The 18,386-nt window shown below is 74.6% G+C and carries 18 protein-coding genes; 12 read left to right on the top strand and 6 right to left on the bottom strand.

Annotated features, from left to right (window positions below; translation table 11 throughout):
• Window positions 1–84 precede the first annotated feature (84 nt).
• The gene (locus tag ABWI04_RS29700) at window positions 85–858 is read left to right on the top strand and encodes an SGNH/GDSL hydrolase family protein (RefSeq protein WP_345184614.1); all 774 of its coding nucleotides are present in this window, start codon (window positions 85–87) and stop codon (window positions 856–858) included.
• Window positions 859–889: 31 nt separating this feature from the next.
• On the opposite strand, the gene ABWI04_RS29695 is transcribed toward ABWI04_RS29700, so the two are convergent.
• Window positions 890–1,228, bottom strand: coding sequence for an STAS domain-containing protein (locus ABWI04_RS29695; protein WP_345184612.1), 339 nt, complete (start codon window positions 1,226–1,228; stop codon window positions 890–892).
• Between the two features lie 204 nt (window positions 1,229–1,432).
• Between ABWI04_RS29695 and ABWI04_RS29690 the strand changes: the two genes are divergently transcribed.
• The 7 genes from ABWI04_RS29690 (at window position 1,433) to ABWI04_RS29660 (ending at window position 8,977) form a co-directional block, all read left to right on the top strand.
• Window positions 1,433–5,017: an AAA family ATPase gene (locus ABWI04_RS29690; RefSeq protein WP_353834513.1), complete on the top strand. Its 3,585-nt coding sequence runs from the start codon at window positions 1,433–1,435 to the stop codon at window positions 5,015–5,017.
• Window positions 5,018–5,235: 218 nt separating this feature from the next.
• The gene (locus tag ABWI04_RS29685; RefSeq protein ID WP_353834512.1) at window positions 5,236–6,399 is read left to right on the top strand and encodes an LCP family protein; all 1,164 of its coding nucleotides are present in this window, start codon (window positions 5,236–5,238) and stop codon (window positions 6,397–6,399) included.
• Between the two features lie 67 nt (window positions 6,400–6,466).
• A complete protein-coding gene (locus ABWI04_RS29680; protein ID WP_353834511.1) occupies window positions 6,467–6,760 on the top strand; it encodes a hypothetical protein in 294 nt (97 codons plus the stop codon).
• An 85-nt stretch (window positions 6,761–6,845) separates the two neighbouring features.
• Complete coding sequence (locus tag ABWI04_RS29675; RefSeq protein WP_179278923.1) at window positions 6,846–7,004, top strand: hypothetical protein; 159 nt, start codon at window positions 6,846–6,848, stop codon at window positions 7,002–7,004.
• Between the two features lie 171 nt (window positions 7,005–7,175).
• Window positions 7,176–7,331: a hypothetical protein gene (locus ABWI04_RS29670; RefSeq protein WP_185025660.1), complete on the top strand. Its 156-nt coding sequence runs from the start codon at window positions 7,176–7,178 to the stop codon at window positions 7,329–7,331.
• Window positions 7,332–7,442: 111 nt separating this feature from the next.
• Window positions 7,443–7,931, top strand: coding sequence for a glutathione peroxidase (locus tag ABWI04_RS29665; RefSeq protein WP_353834510.1), 489 nt, complete (start codon window positions 7,443–7,445; stop codon window positions 7,929–7,931).
• A gap of 131 nt (window positions 7,932–8,062) precedes the next feature.
• Window positions 8,063–8,977 carry an oxidoreductase gene (locus ABWI04_RS29660; protein WP_353834509.1) on the top strand — a complete coding sequence of 305 codons (915 nt, stop codon included), beginning with the start codon at window positions 8,063–8,065 and terminating at the stop codon, window positions 8,975–8,977.
• A gap of 24 nt (window positions 8,978–9,001) precedes the next feature.
• Here ABWI04_RS29660 and ABWI04_RS29655 read toward each other — a convergent pair whose 3' ends face one another.
• The 4 genes from ABWI04_RS29655 to ABWI04_RS29640 form a co-directional block, all read right to left on the bottom strand.
• Window positions 9,002–9,544: a methylated-DNA--[protein]-cysteine S-methyltransferase gene (locus ABWI04_RS29655; protein ID WP_345184596.1), complete on the bottom strand. Its 543-nt coding sequence runs from the start codon at window positions 9,542–9,544 to the stop codon at window positions 9,002–9,004.
• Window positions 9,545–9,617: 73 nt separating this feature from the next.
• Window positions 9,618–12,263 (bottom strand): DUF7824 domain-containing protein, encoded by a 2,646-nt coding sequence (locus ABWI04_RS29650; protein ID WP_353834508.1) that lies wholly within the window; start codon window positions 12,261–12,263, stop codon window positions 9,618–9,620.
• Window positions 12,260–13,633 carry an SWIM zinc finger family protein gene (locus tag ABWI04_RS29645; protein ID WP_353834507.1) on the bottom strand — a complete coding sequence of 458 codons (1,374 nt, stop codon included), beginning with the start codon at window positions 13,631–13,633 and terminating at the stop codon, window positions 12,260–12,262. Before ABWI04_RS29645 ends, ABWI04_RS29650 begins: the two co-directional genes overlap by 4 nt.
• Before the next feature lie 47 nt (window positions 13,634–13,680).
• Window positions 13,681–14,919: a LeuA family protein gene (locus tag ABWI04_RS29640; protein WP_353834506.1), complete on the bottom strand. Its 1,239-nt coding sequence runs from the start codon at window positions 14,917–14,919 to the stop codon at window positions 13,681–13,683.
• A 66-nt stretch (window positions 14,920–14,985) separates the two neighbouring features.
• Here ABWI04_RS29640 and ABWI04_RS29635 point away from each other — a divergent pair, with 66 nt between their 5' ends.
• The 4 genes from ABWI04_RS29635 (at window position 14,986) to ABWI04_RS29620 (ending at window position 18,058) form a co-directional block, all read left to right on the top strand.
• Window positions 14,986–16,245, top strand: a complete 1,260-nt coding sequence (locus tag ABWI04_RS29635) for a citrate/2-methylcitrate synthase (protein WP_353834505.1) — start codon at window positions 14,986–14,988, stop codon at window positions 16,243–16,245.
• Between the two features lie 64 nt (window positions 16,246–16,309).
• Window positions 16,310–16,666, top strand: a complete 357-nt coding sequence (locus ABWI04_RS29630) for a hypothetical protein (protein WP_345184583.1) — start codon at window positions 16,310–16,312, stop codon at window positions 16,664–16,666.
• A gap of 73 nt (window positions 16,667–16,739) precedes the next feature.
• Window positions 16,740–17,063, top strand: coding sequence for a DUF3817 domain-containing protein (locus ABWI04_RS29625; protein ID WP_345184581.1), 324 nt, complete (start codon window positions 16,740–16,742; stop codon window positions 17,061–17,063).
• Between the two features lie 71 nt (window positions 17,064–17,134).
• A complete protein-coding gene (locus ABWI04_RS29620; protein WP_345184579.1) occupies window positions 17,135–18,058 on the top strand; it encodes a bifunctional helix-turn-helix transcriptional regulator/GNAT family N-acetyltransferase in 924 nt (307 codons plus the stop codon).
• 107 nt (window positions 18,059–18,165) lie between these two features.
• On the opposite strand, the gene ABWI04_RS29615 is transcribed toward ABWI04_RS29620, so the two are convergent.
• The coding region (locus ABWI04_RS29615) for a hypothetical protein (RefSeq protein WP_353834504.1) at window positions 18,166–18,386 on the bottom strand (221 nt) is incomplete at its 5' end.

Genomic DNA, 18,386 nt, shown 5'->3' with positions numbered 1-18,386 from the left:
GCCGGTGGCTACGGTCGCGTAGGTCGTGTGCACGATGCATGATTGTTCGTCGTGATCGAGCATGAATCCGCTCTGGGGGTTGCGATGAGCGAAGTGGAGAAGATCGGAACGTTCGTGGCCGTCGGCGACAGCTTCACCGAGGGCATGAACGACCCCTACCCGGGCGAGACCGACGTCTTCCGCGGCTGGGCCGACCGGCTCGCCGAGCACATCGCCGTGCTGAACCCTGACCTGCGCTACGCCAACCTGGCCGTCCGCGGGAAGCTCGTGCGGCAGATCGTGGACGAGCAGGTGCCGATCGCCGTCGGGCTCTCGCCCGACCTGGTGACGCTGTGCGCGGGCGGCAACGACATGATCCGTCCGGGCGCGGACCCCGACGCGGCCGCCGTCGTGTTCGACGACGCGGTCCGGCGGCTGCGCGCCACCGGCTCGCGCGTCGTGGTCTTCACCGGGTTCGACCCGCGCGGGCTGCGCTCGGGCGGCCGCATCCGGGGCAAGGCCGCCACCTACAACATGCACCTGCGCGCGATCGCCGACCACCGCGGCTGCTCGGTGGTGGACCTGTGGCCGCTGCGCGTCTTCCACGACCCGCGCGCCTGGTACGAGGACCGCCTGCACCTGTCGCCCGAGGGGCACCGGCGCATGGCGCTCTACGTCGCCGGGGTGGTCGGGGTCCCGGTCGAGGGCGACTGGCGCGAGCCCTGGCCGCCTCTCGACCCCGCCGACTGGCTCACGATGAGGCGCCAGGACGTCCACTGGGCCCGGACCTACCTGCTGCCGTGGATCGGCCGCCGGGCCACGGGCCGCTCCTCCGGCGACGGCCGCGGCCCCAAGCGCCCCACCCCCCTCCCGCTCTAGGGCGGGGCCGCCCGCCGGGGCCGCGCCGTCCCTAGGCGCGGTCGGGCTCGGCCGCCAGCGCCTCCTGGAGGGTCCTCTTGACGGGGATGCGCCGGTGCAGCCCCGTGATCTCCAGGGCGCGGCGGACGATGGGCCGGGGGCCGGCGAGGACGAGGCTGCCGCCCGCCGCGGTGGCGGCCTTGTAGCAGGCGACGATGACCGAGAGGCCGCCCGAGTCCATGAACTCGAGGTCGGTGAGGTCCAGCACGAGGTGGTCGCCGTGCTCGCGGCGGGCCTCGTCGAGGTGGACGCGCAGCTCCTGCGAGCCCGCGGCGTCGAGTTCTCCGCACAGCCTGAGGACGGCGCGTCCGCCGTCCGGCCGTGTGGTCACTTCCAAAGGTGACACGGGGGGTTCCCCTCTTGTGTGCTGCTTTGGCCGGAATCACCCGGCAAATATTTTCCGTTCGACAACTATCGCGGACGCCGGGCCGCCTGCCAACCCGCCGCAACAGGGGTGTGCGTGATCGTGACGCGCCGTAAGGTGCTTGTCGGATGTGATTGCCTCGACGATCCGCTGCGTAGGAGACGACCCCAGGTGAGTTCCCCCCGGCTGCCGGACCATCTCGAAGTGCTGCTCACTGAGGAGCCGGTCCTCGACGTGTACGCCTACGGCCCCTGGCGCGTGCCCGACGGCCTGTACGAGGAGATGCGCGAGCGCGCGGTCGCCTACAACACCGACCAGCGCGCCGTCGTGCTGACGCGGCAGCTCAGCGACTTCTACGGAAGCGGGACCAGCGCGGCGGGGGCGGAGCAGTGGTCGCTGCTGACGTTCCTGCTGGGCGCGTCGGCGCTGCGCGGCGGGTCGCGGGGCGACGTCGACTACGAGCTGCTGTCGGCGTTCCTGGCGACGCCCGAGTCGGCCGTGCGGGACCCGTTGGCGTGGTTCAGCCAGGGCGGGCGGTGGCGCCCGCCGGGCCTGTGGCTGCCCGAGCCAGCCGGGGACGACCGGGAGCGGCGCGCGGTGATGTTCGAGCTGGCGCGCGCCGGGCTGGACGTCTTCGAGGGCCTGGAGCCGCTGGAGCGGCGCCGGCGGACGCTGATGGACCTGTTCGACCGGCGCGCCGCCGACCCCGCGCTGCGCGAGGCGGACATGACCGTCCCCAACCGGCGGCTGGAGGACGTCTGGGTCTCCGGCCTGACCGAGGAGGAGCTGGCCGTCCTGCCCGAGCTGGCCGGGCCGGTGGGCTACCTCGGCTGGGTGTGCGAGGGGCTGGACGCCGCGCACGAGAGGCTGGCCGGGGCCGTCGCCGACACGGCCGAGCCCGACACCGCGCTGGCGCGCCTGCTGCTGGCGGCCGACGCCGCGGTCGTCCCGGCCGAACTGGCGGTCGTGCTGGGCACCACCCGCTACGAGAACGTGGAGGAGCGGTTCCGCGCCGCCCGCGAGGGCTTCGCCGCCGAGGCGTGGCAGTCCGACGTGCGGGCATGGCTCGCGCGCGGCCTGGTCGCGGGCGAGGCGGACGCGGCCCGCGCCTGGCTGGACATGGCGGTGCGTTTCACCGGCGCGACGCAGGGCCTGCCGGAGGCGCCGGTCATCCCGCGCTCCCGGGTGCCGGTGCGCCCGTTCCAGGCCGACCTGCGGCGGCTGTTCACCGTCCGGCGGGTCTTCAACACGCTGAAGTTCGGCTCCGGCGAGGACGGCCGGCGGGACGCCGCCGACCCCGCCGAGCGGGCCGAACCCGCCGAGGAGAGCGGGCCGCCGCTGGTCGGGCAGCCGGAGCTCTCGCGCGCGGTGCAGGACGCCGTGGCGGACCGGCTGGCCGGGCGGCGGCCGGTCCGGCTGCTCGTCGCGGGCCCGGAGGGCACCGGCAAGGGCACCGCCGCCGAGATCGTCGAGGCCGCCCTCGGCGAGGGCGGCGCCGTCCGCGAGGCGCTGTGGATCTCCGACCAGGTCTTCGCCTCGCTCGGCGTGAGCGACGCCGTCCTGTGGCTGCAGGCCCGCGTCCGCGACTGCCTGGAGGGCCGCATGCTCCTGGTCGTGGACGACCTGGAGAAGCTCGCCGCGCACGAGCGGTGCGGCGCCGCCGCGGCCGAGGAGCTGCGGCGCCTCATGGCGCGCTCGCCGTCCCTCAACGTCGTCGCCCTGTGCCGCCCCGGCGGCGACCGGCGGCTCTTCGACGCCAACCCCGCGCTGGTCCGGGCGTTCGACGTCGCCCGCACCCGCGACTTCGCCGAGGACGACTTCGCCGAGCTGTTCGCCCTGGCCGCCGCCCGGCGCGGCGCGCGCGCCGGCGCGGAGGTCGCCGCGGCCGCCGGCGCCCTGCTCCGCCGCACCCCGCCGATGCTGAACCTGCGCGGCGCCCGGCTGGTGGAGCACATGGCGGGCCAGGCCGTCGCCGCGGCGGACCGGCGGGCCCGGGAGGACGGGACGGGCGCCGGACCCCTGGAGATCACCGCCGCGGACCTGCCGCAGCGGCTCATCGCCGGCCGTCCCGCCGAGTCCGACCCGCTCGCCGAGCTGGCCGCCTGCGTCGGCATCGAGCCCGTCAAGCGGGAGGTCGACGCGCTCGTCGCCGAGGCCAAGGCCGCCCGGCTGCGCCGCGAGGCGGGCATGACGGCGCGGACCCGGCTGCGGCACCTGGTCTTCACCGGCAACACCGGCACGGGCAAGGGCAAGGTCGCGCGGATCCTCGGCCGGATCTACGCCGACCTCGGCGTGCTGTCGTCCGGCCACACGGTCGAGGTGGAGCGCGCCGACCTGCTCGGCGAGTACGCCAGCGAGAGCGTCCTGCGCGTCCGCAGGGCGGTGGAGCAGGCCCACGGCGGCGTCCTGGTCGTCCGCGACGCGCACGCCCTGGTGTCGGCGGCGGCCGACGCGGCGCGCGGCCGCGAGGTGCTCGACGTGCTGCTGACGAGCGTCCAGGCGCACACCGAGGACCTCGTCGTCGTGCTGACCGGCCCGGCGGCGGAGATGAACGGGCTGCTGAAGGCCCACCCCGACCTCGCCGCCGCCTTCCCCCGCACGCTCCGCTTCCCCGACCTCACCGACGCGGAGCTGGTGGAGGTGTTCACCGCCAAGGCCGCCGACTCGGGGTTCGAGCTGGCCCCCGGCGTCCTGGACAAGGTGCGCGCGCTCGTCGAGGCGGCGCCGCGCGAGCGCGGGGTCGGCAACGTCCGCATCATGACGAACCTGCTCGAACGGGCCGTCGCGGGGCAGGGGCGCCGCGTCCTGGCCGACGGGATCGTCGACGAGGACGAGTCGCTCGACGTGATCCTGCCGGAGGACGTCCCCGACACCCTCACCCGCGGCCGCGACGACGTCCCCGGCGACCCGCTGGCGGAGGTCGAGCGGCTGATCGGCCTGGCCGACATCAAGCGGGAGGTGGCGGCGCTGGTCGCCGAGGTCCGCGCCGAGCAGCTGCGGCGCGACGCCAAGGTGTCGCCGGCGCCCCCGGCGCGGCACATGGTGTTCTCCGGCAACCCGGGCACGGCCAAGACGACGATCGCGCGGCTCATCGCGGCCGTGTTCGCCCGGCTCGGGCTGCTGTCGTCCGGGCACCTGGTGGAGGTCAGCCGCGCCGACCTCGTCGCCGAGTTCATCGGGCAGACCGCGCCGCGCGTGCGGGACGCGGTCGGCCGCGCCCTCGGCGGCGTGCTGTTCGTGGACGAGGCCTACACGCTGGCGTCCGGCGGCGGCGACCGGCGCGACTTCGGCCACGAGGCGATCGCCGAGCTGCTGCGGCTGATGGAGGAGCACCGCGGCGACCTGGTGGTCATCGTGGCCGGCTACGACGCCGAGATGGAGCGCTTCCTGGACGCCAACCCCGGGCTGAAGTCGCGGTTCCCGAAGCGGCTGCGCTTCCCCGACTACTCCGACGACGAACTCGTCACGATCTTCGAGTTCATGGCGGCGGAGGACGGGTTCGCGCTCGCCCCCGGCATCCTGGAGGGGCTCCGCCGCCTCGTCGCGGCCCAGCCGCGCGGCTCCTCGTTCGGCAACGCCCGGCTCGTCCGCAACCTGCTGGAGGCGACGATCTCCCGGCAGGCCCAGCGCATCACCGCCAAGGAGGACGCGGCGGCAGGCGAGATCGACCCCGCCGAGGTCGCGCTGCTGCGCCCCGAGGACCTGCCCGAGGCCCCGCCCCGCGAGGAGGAGGGAGGGTTCGGCCTCTACATCTAGCCGGGCGGCGCCGGAACGGCCGGCGGGGCGCTCCCGCCGGGAGAAGGCCGTCGTGCGCACGTGCGCCGTCGTGCGCGCGTACTACCGGCCGGCGGCAGCATGCGCCTTAAGGGGGACGGTGTCCGCTTCTTTCCTCCCAGAGCGCGGTGATTTGTCGGTGTGGACAATCATGCGCCGGACGGACGCGCGGCACGCCCGGGTTGTCTAGGGTCTACGGCATGACCGACGGCTGGCCGCAGGGCCGGACACGCAAGGAGGGCGACCCCGTGGGGCGCAGCAGGGAGAACTCCGCACGCGCGGAGCACCACCACGCCGCCTACGGGCGGGACACCTACGGGGACCCCTACGACGACCCGTACGCCGGCGACCAGCTCGCCGGGGGACGGGCCGACCAGGGCGGCCCCCACGGCGGCGGGCCCTACCGGCGGCGGCGCCGGCGGCGCTGGCCGCGGGTGCTCGGCGGCCTCCTCGCCGTGCTCCTGGTGGTCGTCGTCGGCGGCTACTTCTACCTGGACTCCCGGCTGAAGCGCGAGTCGGTCCTCGTGGACTACGCGGGCCGGGTCGCCGACACCCCGGGGACGAACTGGCTGATCGTCGGCTCCGACAGCCGCGAGGGCCTGTCGAAGGACGACCAGAAGCGCCTCGCGACCGGGTTCGCCTCCGGGCGCCGCACCGACTCGATGATGCTGCTGCACTACGGCTCCGGGGGGACGTCCCTCATCAGCCTGCCGCGCGACTCCTACCTCCCGATCCCCGGGCACGGCTCGAACAAGCTGAACGCGGCGTTCGCCTTCGGCGGGCCCAAGCTGCTCGTGCAGACCGTGGAGAAGGCCACCGGGCTCCACATCGACCACTACGCCGAGATCGGCTTCGGCGGCTTCGTGGGCGTCGTGGACGCCGTCGGCGGCGTCGACATCTGCGTCAAGGAGAACATCAAGGACCGCAAGGCGGGGCTGAACCTCAAGGCCGGATGCCAGACGCTGGACGGCGGCGAGGCGCTCGGCTACGTCCGGACCCGCGCCTTCGCCCGCGCCGACCTCGAACGCGTGGAGCACCAGCGGCAGTTCTTCGGCGCGCTGATGAAGAAGGCCACGAGTCCGGGCACGATGCTCAACCCGTTCCGCAGCGTCCCGCTGGCCATGAACGCCACCAGCAACTTCCTGGTGGACGACGGCGACCACCTGTACGACCTGGTCCGCATGATGTGGGCGATGAAGGGCGTCAGCGGCGGCGGCGGCGTCACGACGACCGTCCCGATCGGGGGCGCGGGGAGCTCGGCCTCCGCCGGGTCCTACATCACCTGGGACAGGTCCAAGGCCTCCACGCTCTTCGGCGCGCTGAAGCAGGACCAGGAGATCCCGCCGAGCGTCATCACGAAGTGACGTCCCGGCCCGGAGCCTCGCCCCCCGGCGCGAGGTGACGGGCCGGACGCTCGAATAGAGTCGGATCATGTCCGAACAGACGCCGGACGGCGGGAATCTGGACGACCTGACGTCCAAGGAGCTGTACGAGCGAGCGATGGGCGTCGCCAAGGAGCGGCGCGACGTCGGCTTCGTGTGGGACCTGCTGCGGGCCATCCCGGCCGCCGCGGCGGCCACGGGGGAGGTCGGCCGCGCCGAGTTCGACCTCCTCCACGGCCTGTCGCTCCTGGAGGAGTTCACGCACGCGGGGGAGGGCGAGATGGCCGACGCCCTGCGGCCCTTCTACATCGACTATCTCCACCGGCACGCCAAGGGGACCTGACCTGCTCTTTGTCCCCTCTTGATCTCTCTTAGGCCACCCTGGGGAATCACTGAGAGTAAGTGATCGACCGCAGAGGGTGGTTGAAATGAACAAGAAGCACATGAAGATCGCCGCCATCGCCTTCACGGCGTGGTACGTCATCAGCAGGCCCGAGGGGGCGGCGCATCTCGTCAACGGCGCCCTGAGCGGGCTCGGCAACGCCGCCGAGTCGTTGTCGCAGTTCATGAGCGCCATCCCGAACTGAACGCCGGGTCCCGGGCCCCGTACCCCCGCCGGTGCGGGGCTTCTCTTCGCGACGCCACCATGAAGTTGCCCGTACGTCACAGTAAAATCGCGCTTTGCGGGCAGACGCGGCTGGGCACAATGGAGATCGGGTCGATTGTGTCGCGCGCTACGGACAGGGATGGCGTTACGGATGAAGAAGAACCTCCGCTATGTGGCGATCGCCTTCGTCATCTTCTACTTGCTGAGCTCACCGACGGATGCGGCAGGAGTGGTCAACAACGCCTTCAGTGAGTTGGGCAACGCGGGCAACCAGCTCGCCGCCTTCGTGAACGCCTTGGGCAACTGACCGGCGCCCCGAGGGCGTGAGGGCGGCCGGCGGCGGGAACCACCCGCCCGCCGGCGGCGTCAGCGGCGAGGACGCGGCCGATCCGCGGAGCGATCTCCTAGGATCGGCCCCATGTCTGTCTTCGACGTAGAGATCGAGGGCCTGCGCGGCGGGCCCGCGGACCTCGAGCAGTACCGGGGCAAGGCCGTCCTGGTCGTCAATGTCGCCTCCAAGTGCGGCCTCACCCCGCAGTACTCCGGCCTGGAGCGGCTGCAGGAGACGTACGCCGGACGGGGCTTCACCGTCCTCGGCGTCCCCTGCAACCAGTTCATGGGGCAGGAGCCCGGCAGCTCCGAGGAGATCGCCGAGTTCTGCTCGGCGACCTACGGGGTCACGTTCCCGATGACCGAGAAGGTCGAGGTCAACGGCGAGGGCCGGCACCCGCTGTACCGGGAGCTCGTCGGCGTCCCCGACGGCGAGGGCCACACCGGCGACATCCGGTGGAACTTCGAGAAGTTCCTGATCGCTCCGGACGGCGCCGTCGCGGCCCGCTTCGCGCCCCAGACCGAGCCGGAGTCCGCCGAGGTCGTCACCGCCATCGAGAGGGCCCTTCCGGCCTGACCGGGAACGCGCCCTCCGGCCGGGGGGCGCGTTCGCCGGGGGTGTGAATCGCGCCACACCGCGCGGGCGTTGCCTCGTATTCGATGGCCCGTCTAACTTGTGGATTCGCGACAGGACGTGGAGGTGCCCCCATGGGCGGATGGACGGCCGGAGACATCCCCGATCTGCGCGGGCGGCGGGCGATCGTCACCGGGGCCAACAGCGGCATCGGCTACCACACCGCGCTCCAGCTCGCCCGGCACGGCGCGTCCGTCGTGCTGGCCTGCCGCAGCGCCGAGCGCGGCCGGGCCGCCCTGGAGCGGATGAAGGCCGCCGCGCCGCAGGGCGACCTCGTCCTGGGCTCCCTCGACCTCGCCGACCTGGCGTCCGTGCGGGAGTTCGCGGCCCGGCACGGCGAGGCGCCGCTCGACATCCTGGTCAACAACGCCGGGGTGATGGCGATCCCGCGCCGCTCCACCGCCGACGGCTTCGAGATGCAGTTCGGCACGAACCACCTCGGCCACTTCGCGCTCACCGGCCTCCTGCTGACCGCGCTGCGCGCCGCCCCGTCCGCCCGCGTCGTCACCGTCACCTCGGGCTTCGCCTGGACGGGCCGTATCGACTTCGACGACCTGCAGGGCGAGCGCCGGTACCGCAAGTGGACCGCCTACGGCCAGGCCAAGCTCGCCAACCTGGTCTTCGCCAAGGAGCTCGACCGGCGTGTCCCGGAGGTGACCAGCGTCGCCGCCCACCCCGGCTACGCCGCGACGAACCTGCAGCAGGCGGGGCCGCGCATGCAGGGCAACACGCTCATGGAGAAGGCCACCGGGCTGGGCAACGCGGTGATGGCGCAGTCGGCCGCCGCGGGCGCGCTCCCGTCCCTCTACGCCGCGACGGCGCCGGACGTGCGCGGCGGGGCCTGCTACGGCCCCCGCCTGTTCCAGTACCGGGGCGCTCCGGCCAAGGTCGTCACGCCCCGGCAGGCGGACCGTCCCGGCCTGGGCGAGCGCCTCTGGGACGTGTCCGAGAACCTCACGGGCGTCACCTACGCCCAGGCGAAGGCCTAGCGCCGCCCGCCGCGGCCCGGGAGGTCACGGCCCCCGGTCGATGTCCCAGTCGAGGGTGGCGGGGACGGAGCCTTCGAGGGTGAGGAGCCAGCGCTTGACCTCGACGCCGGAGCCCCCGCTGTAGCCGCCGAGCCCGTTCGAGGCGACGACGCGGTGGCAGGGGACGATCAGAGGGATCGGGTTGGAGCCCATGACCTGGCCGATGACCTGGGCGTGGACGCCGGTGCCGCTGCGCTCTCCCAGGTCGCCGTAGGTGAGGACCTGCCCGTAGGGGACGGTCTCGTACAGCGTGGAGAGCACCTGCCGCTGGACGTCGGACGTCAGCCGCCAGTCGATGGGCAGCTCGAAGTGCTTCAGGTCGCCGGTGAAGTAGTCCCGCAGGGCCGCCAGGGCCGGGGCGAGGCGGGCGGGGGCGTCCACGACGGGCAGCGCGGTCGCCTTGGCGGTGCGGGCGCGCGCGGCCGGGGTGTCGCGGAAGTGCAGCGAGACGACCCCCGTCTCGGTCTCGCCGACGAGCAGGCGGCCGAGCACGGTGTCGACCGTTCCGAACGCCAGGGTCTCGGTCATCGTTCAGCGCTCCTTCCGCCGGGCTCAGCGTCCCACACCGGACCAGCTCCTCTTCCAACACCGGCCTGGCCCATCACGTTGCGAGCGTGCGGTGCAGGCGGGCGGACTCCTTCACCAGGCGGCTGGAACCGCCGCGGGCGGCCACGTCCTCAAGGCCCGGGACGGCGTCCCGGGCGCCGGTCGTCTCCGCCAGGCGGGTCGCCAGGGCGATGAGGTCGGGGACCCCGGTCACGGCGCGCTCGCCGGGGGCGGGGAGCGCGTGCGGGAGGGCCGCGGCGAGGATCGCCCAGACTCCGGCGTGCCCGCCGCCGTCGGCGGCCGCCGTGAGGGCCTTCACCGCGCGGGGGAGGGTGAGGCGCTTCAGGGCGGCGAGCCGTCCGAGCGCCGTGCCCGTCTCGGCCGCCGGCAGGTCGCCCCGGGCGCTGAGGACGAGCAGCGCCTCGACGGCGTCCGCGCGCTCGTTCTGGCTCCGGTGGGCGAGCGCGCAGGCGAGCAGCGTCCCGGTGGCGGAGCCGGTGGGCCCGTCGGCCCCGGCCAGGTCGAGCATGACGGCGCCCTGGCCCAGCTCCTCCTCGCTCGCGCCCGCCAGGTCGGGGGCGAGATGCGCGGCGGTCACCTCGCGGTGGGACGGCAGGACCGACGGCCAGAACCCCTGGGCCGCGTGGATCCCCGCCGTTCCGAAGTCCGTCCAGCCGTCCTCGGGGAAGGCGCACAGGTGGGCGATGTCGGAGTCGCCGGGGACGTCCACCGTGGACAGGATCCGGGTCGGCAGGCGCAGCGTGCGGCCGCGGACGCTCGCGAGGGGCTTGTCGAGGACCGTGCACTCGACGGCGGGGTCGGCGAGCCCGCCGTCCGCCAGCCAGGCCGCGAGGGTCCGGCCCGCCTTGGACTCCAGCCGCCGCGCGCGTCCCACCGCGGCCGGGTCGATCTCGCGCGGCACGCGTAGCATCGCCTGCGTGAGGTCGGCCCGCCCCGGTTCCGCGCCCGCCGCCTCGATCCGTTCGAGCCGCGCGACCAGCACGTCCGGGTCGACGTGGCCGCTGCCCGCGGTCGGGGTCGCGAGGAGCACGGGCACCTTCCCGACCATGGACGCGATCTCGTGCCTGCGCAGGGTGAGGAAGCGCTCCATCTGCGGGCTGAACACCGTCCCGGCCGCGCGGGACCGCCCCTTCAGGAGGGAGGCGAGCGCATCCCTGAGGCCGTGCGATTTCGGCGGGTGCAGGAGGCTCCGCACCGGCAGCGCGATCCAGCTCGCCTTCACGTAGGCGCGCCAGTACCCGTGGCGGTCGGAGTCGGTGAGCCAGGGGGCGACGTCGCCGGCGGGTTTCCGGAGCGCCGCGCGCGTCGCCTCCGGGTCGCGGTAGGCGAACTCGACGAGCGCGGCCAGGAAGCGTTCGGACGTGCGCCACTCCTCGTCGGCGCGCAGCAGGACCGCGAACTCCTCGGCCAGCTCGTCGAGGGAGCCGATCGGGGCGGGCGCCTCGCGCGGGGTGAAGGGCGGCGGTCCCGGGGACCGCTCGGAGTCGTCGGTCGTCTCGACCGCGCCGAACGCCGCGGCCACGGGCTCGCGCAGGACGGCGGGCAGGTCGCGGGCGGCGGCACGGACCTCCTCGTGGACGGCCTCGCTCGCGTGGGCGGCGTGCTTGGCGGCGATCGCGACGGCGCGTTCGCGCAGGTCGAGCGCGTCGGAGTGGAAGACGGCCGTGACGGCGCGCAGCGTGGCGTCGACCCGGTCGCGCTTGCGGGCCGTGCGGTCGAGCCAGATCAGCGCGGCCTGGACGAGCTTCTTCTCGGGACGGAACAGCAGCGCGTCCGCGGCCTCGTCGAACAGCGCGGCGTCGAGCCCGCCCTGGTCGTCGACGCGGCGGACCTGGCGCAGGGCGAGTCCGGCGACGGTCGAGGGCGCGGCCGGGAGCAGGCGGACGTAGTCGCGCACGCGGGCGGCCGTCTCGTCGTCGTCGGGCTCCAGCGTGTCGTGCAGCGCGATGAACCAGCGGAGGTCGCGGGCGGTGCCGCCGCGCAGGAAGCGGCGGACGCAGCCGTCGAGCAGGACCGCGCGGTCGAGCCGCCCGGTCGCGGCCAGGCCGGCGAGGGCGCCTGCCCAGCCGCCTATGCGGGGACGGTTCCACTGGGGCCTCGCCCCGTCGTCGGCGAGGGTGCCTCCCACGGCCTCCACGTCGAACAGCCTCGGGACGAGCGCGTCCAGGAACGGGTCGCCGGCGTCGGGGAGGTCGCGCTCGGTCACCCAGCCGACCACGAAACCGTCCGACTCGGGGACCGTCCCGGCCGACTCGGCCAGCACCGCCGCCATGTGCCACAGCAGCGACTCGCCGCCGGAGACGCGGAACCGGGCGGCGACGCGCCGGGCGACCTCGGCGCGCCACTCGTCCGGGCGCGTGGACGTGACCGCGCGCAGCGCCTCGCAGGTCCGGGCGGGGCCGTCCTGGGTCCACCACACGCGCAGGTCGCGGCGGCACAGCCACGCGGCCGCGGCCGCCGGCCCGCCGAGCGTGCCGGCGCCGGCGACCAGCAGCGGCTCCAGCGTCGTGTGGGGCAGCTCGCCGTGGCGCGTCGCGGCGCGCATCGCCTTCAGGCGGTCGGGCAGGTCCTTGGCGACGGCGCGGCGGGCGTCGTCGTCGAGCTCGGCGACCAGGCGCGCCGTCAGCTCCACGTCGCCGGCGTGGAGCGCCTTCTGGAGGTCGTCCTCGCGGGCGCTCATCGGGCCGCCTCCGCGCTCGCCTCGCGGCGGACGATCCGGGCGGCGAGGACGTGCTTGCACGGGCCGCGCCCGCCCCGGTGGTCGTACCACCACGGGCAGGTGCAGGTGGCGCGGTCGCCGTCGAAGCGGACCTGGCGCTCGCCGCCGTTGCCGGAGACGACCGCCGCGTCCTCGGCGGTGAACCGCACGGCGCCCTCCGCGACCAGCGCGCGCGCCGAACGCAGGCGCGGGTTGAGGTCGGCCACCCGCGCCGGGTCGTAGGGCAGTTCGCGGTGGAAGTACGCGGCCTCGGCGGTGTCGAAGCCGACGCGGCCGGACGTCCCGAGCTGGACCAGCGCCGCCTTCGTCCGCGCGAGCGGGAGCCCCGACCGCTCGGCCAGGAGGCCCGGCTCCACGCGCGGCTCGAAGGACAGCAGGGCGCCGAGCAGGTCGGCGTCCCCCGCCGCCTCGTCGGTCGAGACGGCGTCCAGCACGGCGCCCTCCCCGGAGAAGCCGCGCGAGTGCTGCGGCGACAGGGTCAGGACGTACCGCATGCCGGGCAGCTCCAGCTCCCAGACGCTCGACACCGGCCCGCTCCCGCCGGCGACGGGCGGCCCGTAGACGCGGAGCGCCTTCGCGAAGCGGAGCAGCGGCAGCAGCGTCCGCAGCCGGTCGGGCCCCGCCAGGCAGACCGCCCCGGGAGACGGGCGCGCCGCGACCCGCAGCGTCCGGCCCGCGGGGACGACCCACAGCGGCCCGCGCCCCCCGCGGGGCAGGGACCGCAGGAACCGCACCGCGTCGGGCCCGGCCAGCTCCCCGCGCGGGTCGAACCCGGCCGTGATGACCTGGACCTCGGCGAAGCCGCGCAGCCAGCGGTCGGGGAGCGGGACCTTCTTCTCCACCACGGCCCCGTCCATCGTGGTGACGGCCATCTCCCCGGCGCCGACCGCCAGGTGCAGCGGGTCGGACCCGCCCACGCGGGCGAGCGCCTCGCGCAGCGGCCCGTTCACGTCCACGTTCGTCGTGCCGCGCTCGTGGACCTCGCCGTCCAGCGCCGGCTCCAGCACGTCCAGCCGGGCGTACACGCCGCCGCAGGCGGAGAAGGACTCCATCCGGATCCGGTCGCCGTTGCACGTGACGACCGGATCCCGGAACGAGGTGGGACGCGGCTGGTAGTACCGGGTCTGCGCGACGTCGGCCAGGGCGAGCAGTCCGGCCGCCGCGGCCCCCGGCTGCGTGAGCACGCCGCTGAAGAAGTGCGGGTGCGCCTGCGGCCCGCTGCTGGTCGTCCCGCCGGACGTGGAGAGCCCCAGGAGCCCTTCGTCCAGCCCGGACGGGCTCGTGTACCGGTACGACTGCGCGGCCCCTGCCGCCATCGTGCTGCTCGCCATGCCGGAAACGTAGGGCTTCAGACTGACAAATCAGGCCGAATCCGCGATCAGGAGATCTGGTCGGGGAAGAGCAGCGCCAGTTCGCGCGGGTGGGCGGCGATGAGGCGCAGCTCGTCGTCGGTCAGCGGGCGGCCCGTCTGGGCGTTGCAGAGCTGGACGAGCCGGAAGGCCAGGTCCTCGTCGGCGGGCTCGGCGCCGAGGCCGTCCATCACGTGCCGGAAGCCCGCCTTGCCGCCGTACTCGCCGGTCAGCACGACGCGGCCGGGACGGGCGTGCCAGTCGTCGGGGAAGGGGCCGAGCGTCGCCTCGTCGTACAGCTCGTAGTTGCCGTGGTCCTTCAGCGCGCCGTCCGCGTGGATGCCGGACTCGTGCGCGAACGCGTTCCGTCCCACGCCGACCTGGTTGGCGGGCAGCGGCTGGCCGAACGCGTAGCTCGCCCACAGCGCGAAGCGGCGCGCCCACCCGAGGTCGATCGGATCGCCGATCTCGGCGCGCCCCTCAAGGCCGAAGCCGTGGCGGAACGCCAGGATCGTCGACAGCAGGTCGGCGTTGCCCGAGCGCTCGCCGATGCCGTTCACGCACGTGTTGATCCAGGCGTCCTGGCCGGCCTCCAGGGCGCCGAGCGCGCCGCTGACGGAGTTGGCCACGGCCATGCCGAGGTCGTTGTGGCAGTGGGTCTCGACCGGCATCGCGACGGCGGAGGCGAGCCCGGCGAAGCGCTCCCTGATGCGCTCCGGCGTGTCGCCGCCGATCGTGTCGCAGTACCGGACGCGGTCGGCGCCGGCCTCCTTCGCGGCGAGCGCGAACTCGGTGAGGAAGCCCTCGTCGGTGCGCGAGCCGTCCTCGGCGTTGACCCCGACCGTCCGCGCGCCGCCCGCCTTGGCCGCGCGGACCGCCGCGACGGTCTCCCGGATGATCGCGTCGCGGTCGAGGCGGCCCCGGAACTTGTTGGCGATCATGTAGTCGGACGTCGAGATGGACAGGTTGTAGTGCGCGAGCCCGGTCCCTCCGGCCCGGACCCGGGCGGCCTTCTCCACGTCCGCAGCGACGCCCCGGCACCACCCCGAAAGGCGCAGGTCCCCGAACGCGCCCGCCTCCGCCAGCGCGATCTGCGCCCGGACGTAGGGGACCTCGTGGAACAGGAACGGGAAGCCGATCTCCGACTGCGCCACGCCCAGCCGCCCCAGGTAGAAGTTGACCATCGTCTTGCCGAACTTGGACAGGCCCGTCCGGGCCGTCTGGACGCCGTCGCGGTTGGTGACGTCCAGGAAGTGAATCTGTGGCATGGCCCCAGATTGACACCGGCAATCCTGTGTATCAATATTGACGAAAATCAATGTACGGGGATGAGGATGGCGGACGAAGAGCAGCTCGGCGGGTGGATCGACGCCAAGGCCGCGGCCGAGCGGCTCGGTGTGAAGCCCGCCACGCTCTACGCGTACGTGAGCCGGGGCGTGCTGCGGCGCCGGCAGGCGCCGGACGGCCGCCGCAGCCTGTTCGAGGCCGCACAGGTGGAGGAGCTGGCCCGGCGCGGCAGGCCCCGCCGCCCGCCGGGGCCGGGCGAGCTGGCGATCGAGTCGGCGATCACCGCGCTCGGCGCCGACCGCCACTACTACCGGGGCCGCGACGCCCTGGAGATGGCCGGGAGCCGGACGTTCGAGGAGGTCGCCGCCTGGCTGTGGCAGGGGCGCGACGAGCCCGGGGAGCCCGAGGAAGGCGCCGAGCCCTGGCGGGCCAGGGCGGACGGCGTCGCCGCGGCCGTCGCGGCCCAGTCCGGCCTGCCGCCGGGGCTCCTCCCGCTCGACCGCCTCCACCTGATCGCGGCCGCGCTCGCCGCGACCGACCCGCTGCGCCACCACCTCGATCCCGAGGGCGTCGTCGCGACCGGGCGGGCGCTGATCGCCGGGCTCGTCGAGGCCCTGCCCGCCGCGAACCGGGCCCCCGGCGGCGGACGGGGCGGCGAGGGCAGCGGCGGACGGATCGCCGAGCGGCTCTGGAACCGGCTGTGCCCGCACCCGCCTGGGGACGCGGGGCTGCTGCGCGCGTTCGAGGCCGCCATGATCCTGCTGGCCGACCACGAGCTCGCCGCCTCCACCGTCGCGGCGCGGGTCGCCGCGTCCGTGCGCGCCGACCCCTACGCGGTCGTCGCGTCCGGGCTCGGAGTGCTGAGCGGCCCGCTGCACGGCGGCGCGTCCTACGGCGCGGAACGCCTGATCGCGGAAGTCGCCGACCCGGAGGCGGCGTCCCGCGTGGTCGGGGAGCGGCTGCGCGGCGGCGAGCCCGTGCCGGGGTTCGGGCACGCGGTCTACAAGTCCGGCGACGGGCGCGCCGCGCTGCTGATGGACCTCGTCCGGGCCGCGGCGCCCGGCCACGACCGGCTCGCCGCCGCGGAGGCCGTGCTCGCCGAGGCCGCCCGGCGCCGCCTGCCCGAGCCCAACGTCGACTTCTCCCTGGCGGCGCTCGGCGCCGTCGCCGGGCTCGTCCCGGGGGCCGGCGAGGCCGTCTTCGCCGTCGCCCGCACCGCCGGGTGGCTCGCGCACGCGCTGGAGGAGTACGGGCGGCGCGGCCCGCTGCGCCCCCGCGCCGTCTACGTGGGCCCGGAGCCCTCCTGACGGCCCGGCGCGCCGGGCCGGGGTCGCGGTCGGGGGCCGCCGGACCGGGGGTAGGCTCGGTGACGTGCGACGGTTCCTCACCCCCGGCTGGCTCGGGCTTCACGCGCTCGCCATCGTGCTGTGCGGCGCGTTCCTCGGCTTCGGCTGGTGGCAGTTCGACCGGGCCCAGGGCGGCAACGACCGCAGCTGGGCCTACACGTTCGAGTGGCCGATCTTCGCGATCTTCGTGATCGTGATGTGGGTCAAGATGATCCGGGACGAGCGGGCCGGGGTGCGGCCCGCGCCGAGGACCATCGAGGAGCCCGCCGAGGCCGAGGTCAAGCGGGAGATCATCCGGCAGCAGGAGGAAGAGGACCCCGCGCTCGCGGCGTACAACCGCTACCTCGCGCGGCTCAACTCCGAGAGCCGCGGGCGCGGCTGACCCGCGTCCCGCACACCCCGCCCATGGGGGCCCGCCCCGCCCGAGGGGCCGCCGAACGAAAGGTGCGTTTGCTGTGGAAGGCGCGGTGGCCAGGTACCGGATCCTGGCGCTGGTGGTCGGCACGCTGCTGGTGCTGCTGGTGATCGGCATGATCCTCAAGTACGGCCCCACCGACATGCCGGCGCTCGCGGGCATCGTGGCGCCCGTCCACGGCTTCCTCTACATGGTCTACCTGGCGGTCGCCTACGACCTGTGGCGGCGCACCGGCTGGCCGCTGGGCCGGATGGTGATGATCGTGCTCGGCGGCGTCGTGCCGCTGATGACCTTCTTCGTCGAGCGCAGGGTGGTCCGCGACGCGCGGGAACTGCGGCCCGCGAAGGCCGAGGCGAACGTCTGACGACCCCTGGGGGTGGCGCGCGGCGCCCGTCTCGCCTAATGTTTGACTGAGTCAAACGTTAGGAGGCGGGCATGGAGGCGACCCGGGAGGACGTCGGCACGATCCGCGCGTTCAACCGCTTCTACACCGGCGTCATCGGGGTGCTCGGCGAGGGGGTCGTCCGGTCGCCGTACTCGCTGACCGAGGCCAGGGTGATCTTCGAGCTGGCGCAGCGCGAGGACAGCGAGGTGCTGGCCCTGCGCCGCGCCCTCGACCTCGACGCGGGCTATCTCAGCCGGATGCTGGCCCGGTTCGAGACCGACGGCCTCGTCGCGCGGGAGCGCGCGCCGGGGGACGCCCGGCGCCAGATCGTCCGGCTCACCCCGCGCGGCCGCGAGGTGTTCGCCCTGCTGGACGAGCGGTCCGTCGCCGAGATCCGCGAGCTGCTGGACGGCCTGGACCCGGTCGACCGCCGCCGCCTGCTCGCGGCGATGCGCACCGTCCAGGACGTCCTCGGGGAGCGCCCCCGCGGAGCCGAGTTCGTTCTGCGCCCGCTGCGCCCCGGCGACCTCGGCTGGGTGGTGGAGCGCAACGGCGCCCTCTACGACGCGGAGTGCGGCTGGGACCGCACCTACGAGGCCCTGGTCGCCTCCGTCGTCGCCGACTACGTGCGCGGGCACGACCCGGAGCGGGAGAACGCCTGGATCGCCGAGTCGGACGGGGAGCGGCTGGGCGCCGTGTTCTGCGTCCGGCGGGAGGACGACGTCGCGCAGCTCCGGCTGCTGCACGTCGAGCCGCGGGCCCGCGGTACGGGCGTCGGGGCGGCGCTGGTCGGCGCCTGCGTGGACTTCGCCGCCGAGGCGGGCTACTCCGAGATCATGCTGTGGACGACGGCGCTGCAGCGTCCCGCGCACCGCCTGTACGAGCGGGCCGGGTTCGTCCTGGAGGAGCAGGAGGACCCGGTGGAGCGCTTCGGGGACGTCGTGCACGGGCAGGTCTGGCGCAGGAAGCTGTGAACAGGGCCCGTGGAGGATGTCGCTCCTCCACGGGCCCTGCTCCGCAGCGATCCCTGACTGCGTCGGCGGCCGGGACGGGGGTCGGACGGAGTACCGGCCGCCTGAACTCACCGGCTGCGCGCCGGTTCGAATCGGGTCTCGGGCCCACCTCCTTCCCGTGCCGCGCCGGGCGCGGGCGCTCGCCCGGCGGTCGGGAGAGGGCGCCTGCGCGGCGCCCGGATGCCTGCGGCCGGACCGGCGGCGTCGAAGCCCGCCCCGATGTGCGGGTTGTGATGTTCGCCGTTGGTGCCCGGGCCGTAGAGGTAGCGCAGCAACCCCTGGACCCGGA

It is taken from the genome of Actinomadura sp. NPDC000929 (assembly GCF_040492065.1).
Taxonomy (GTDB): domain Bacteria; phylum Actinomycetota; class Actinomycetes; order Streptosporangiales; family Streptosporangiaceae; genus Spirillospora; species Spirillospora verrucosospora.
The sequence above is the reverse complement of the archived record's forward strand: the minus strand, read 5'-3'. Positions and strand labels throughout refer to the sequence as shown.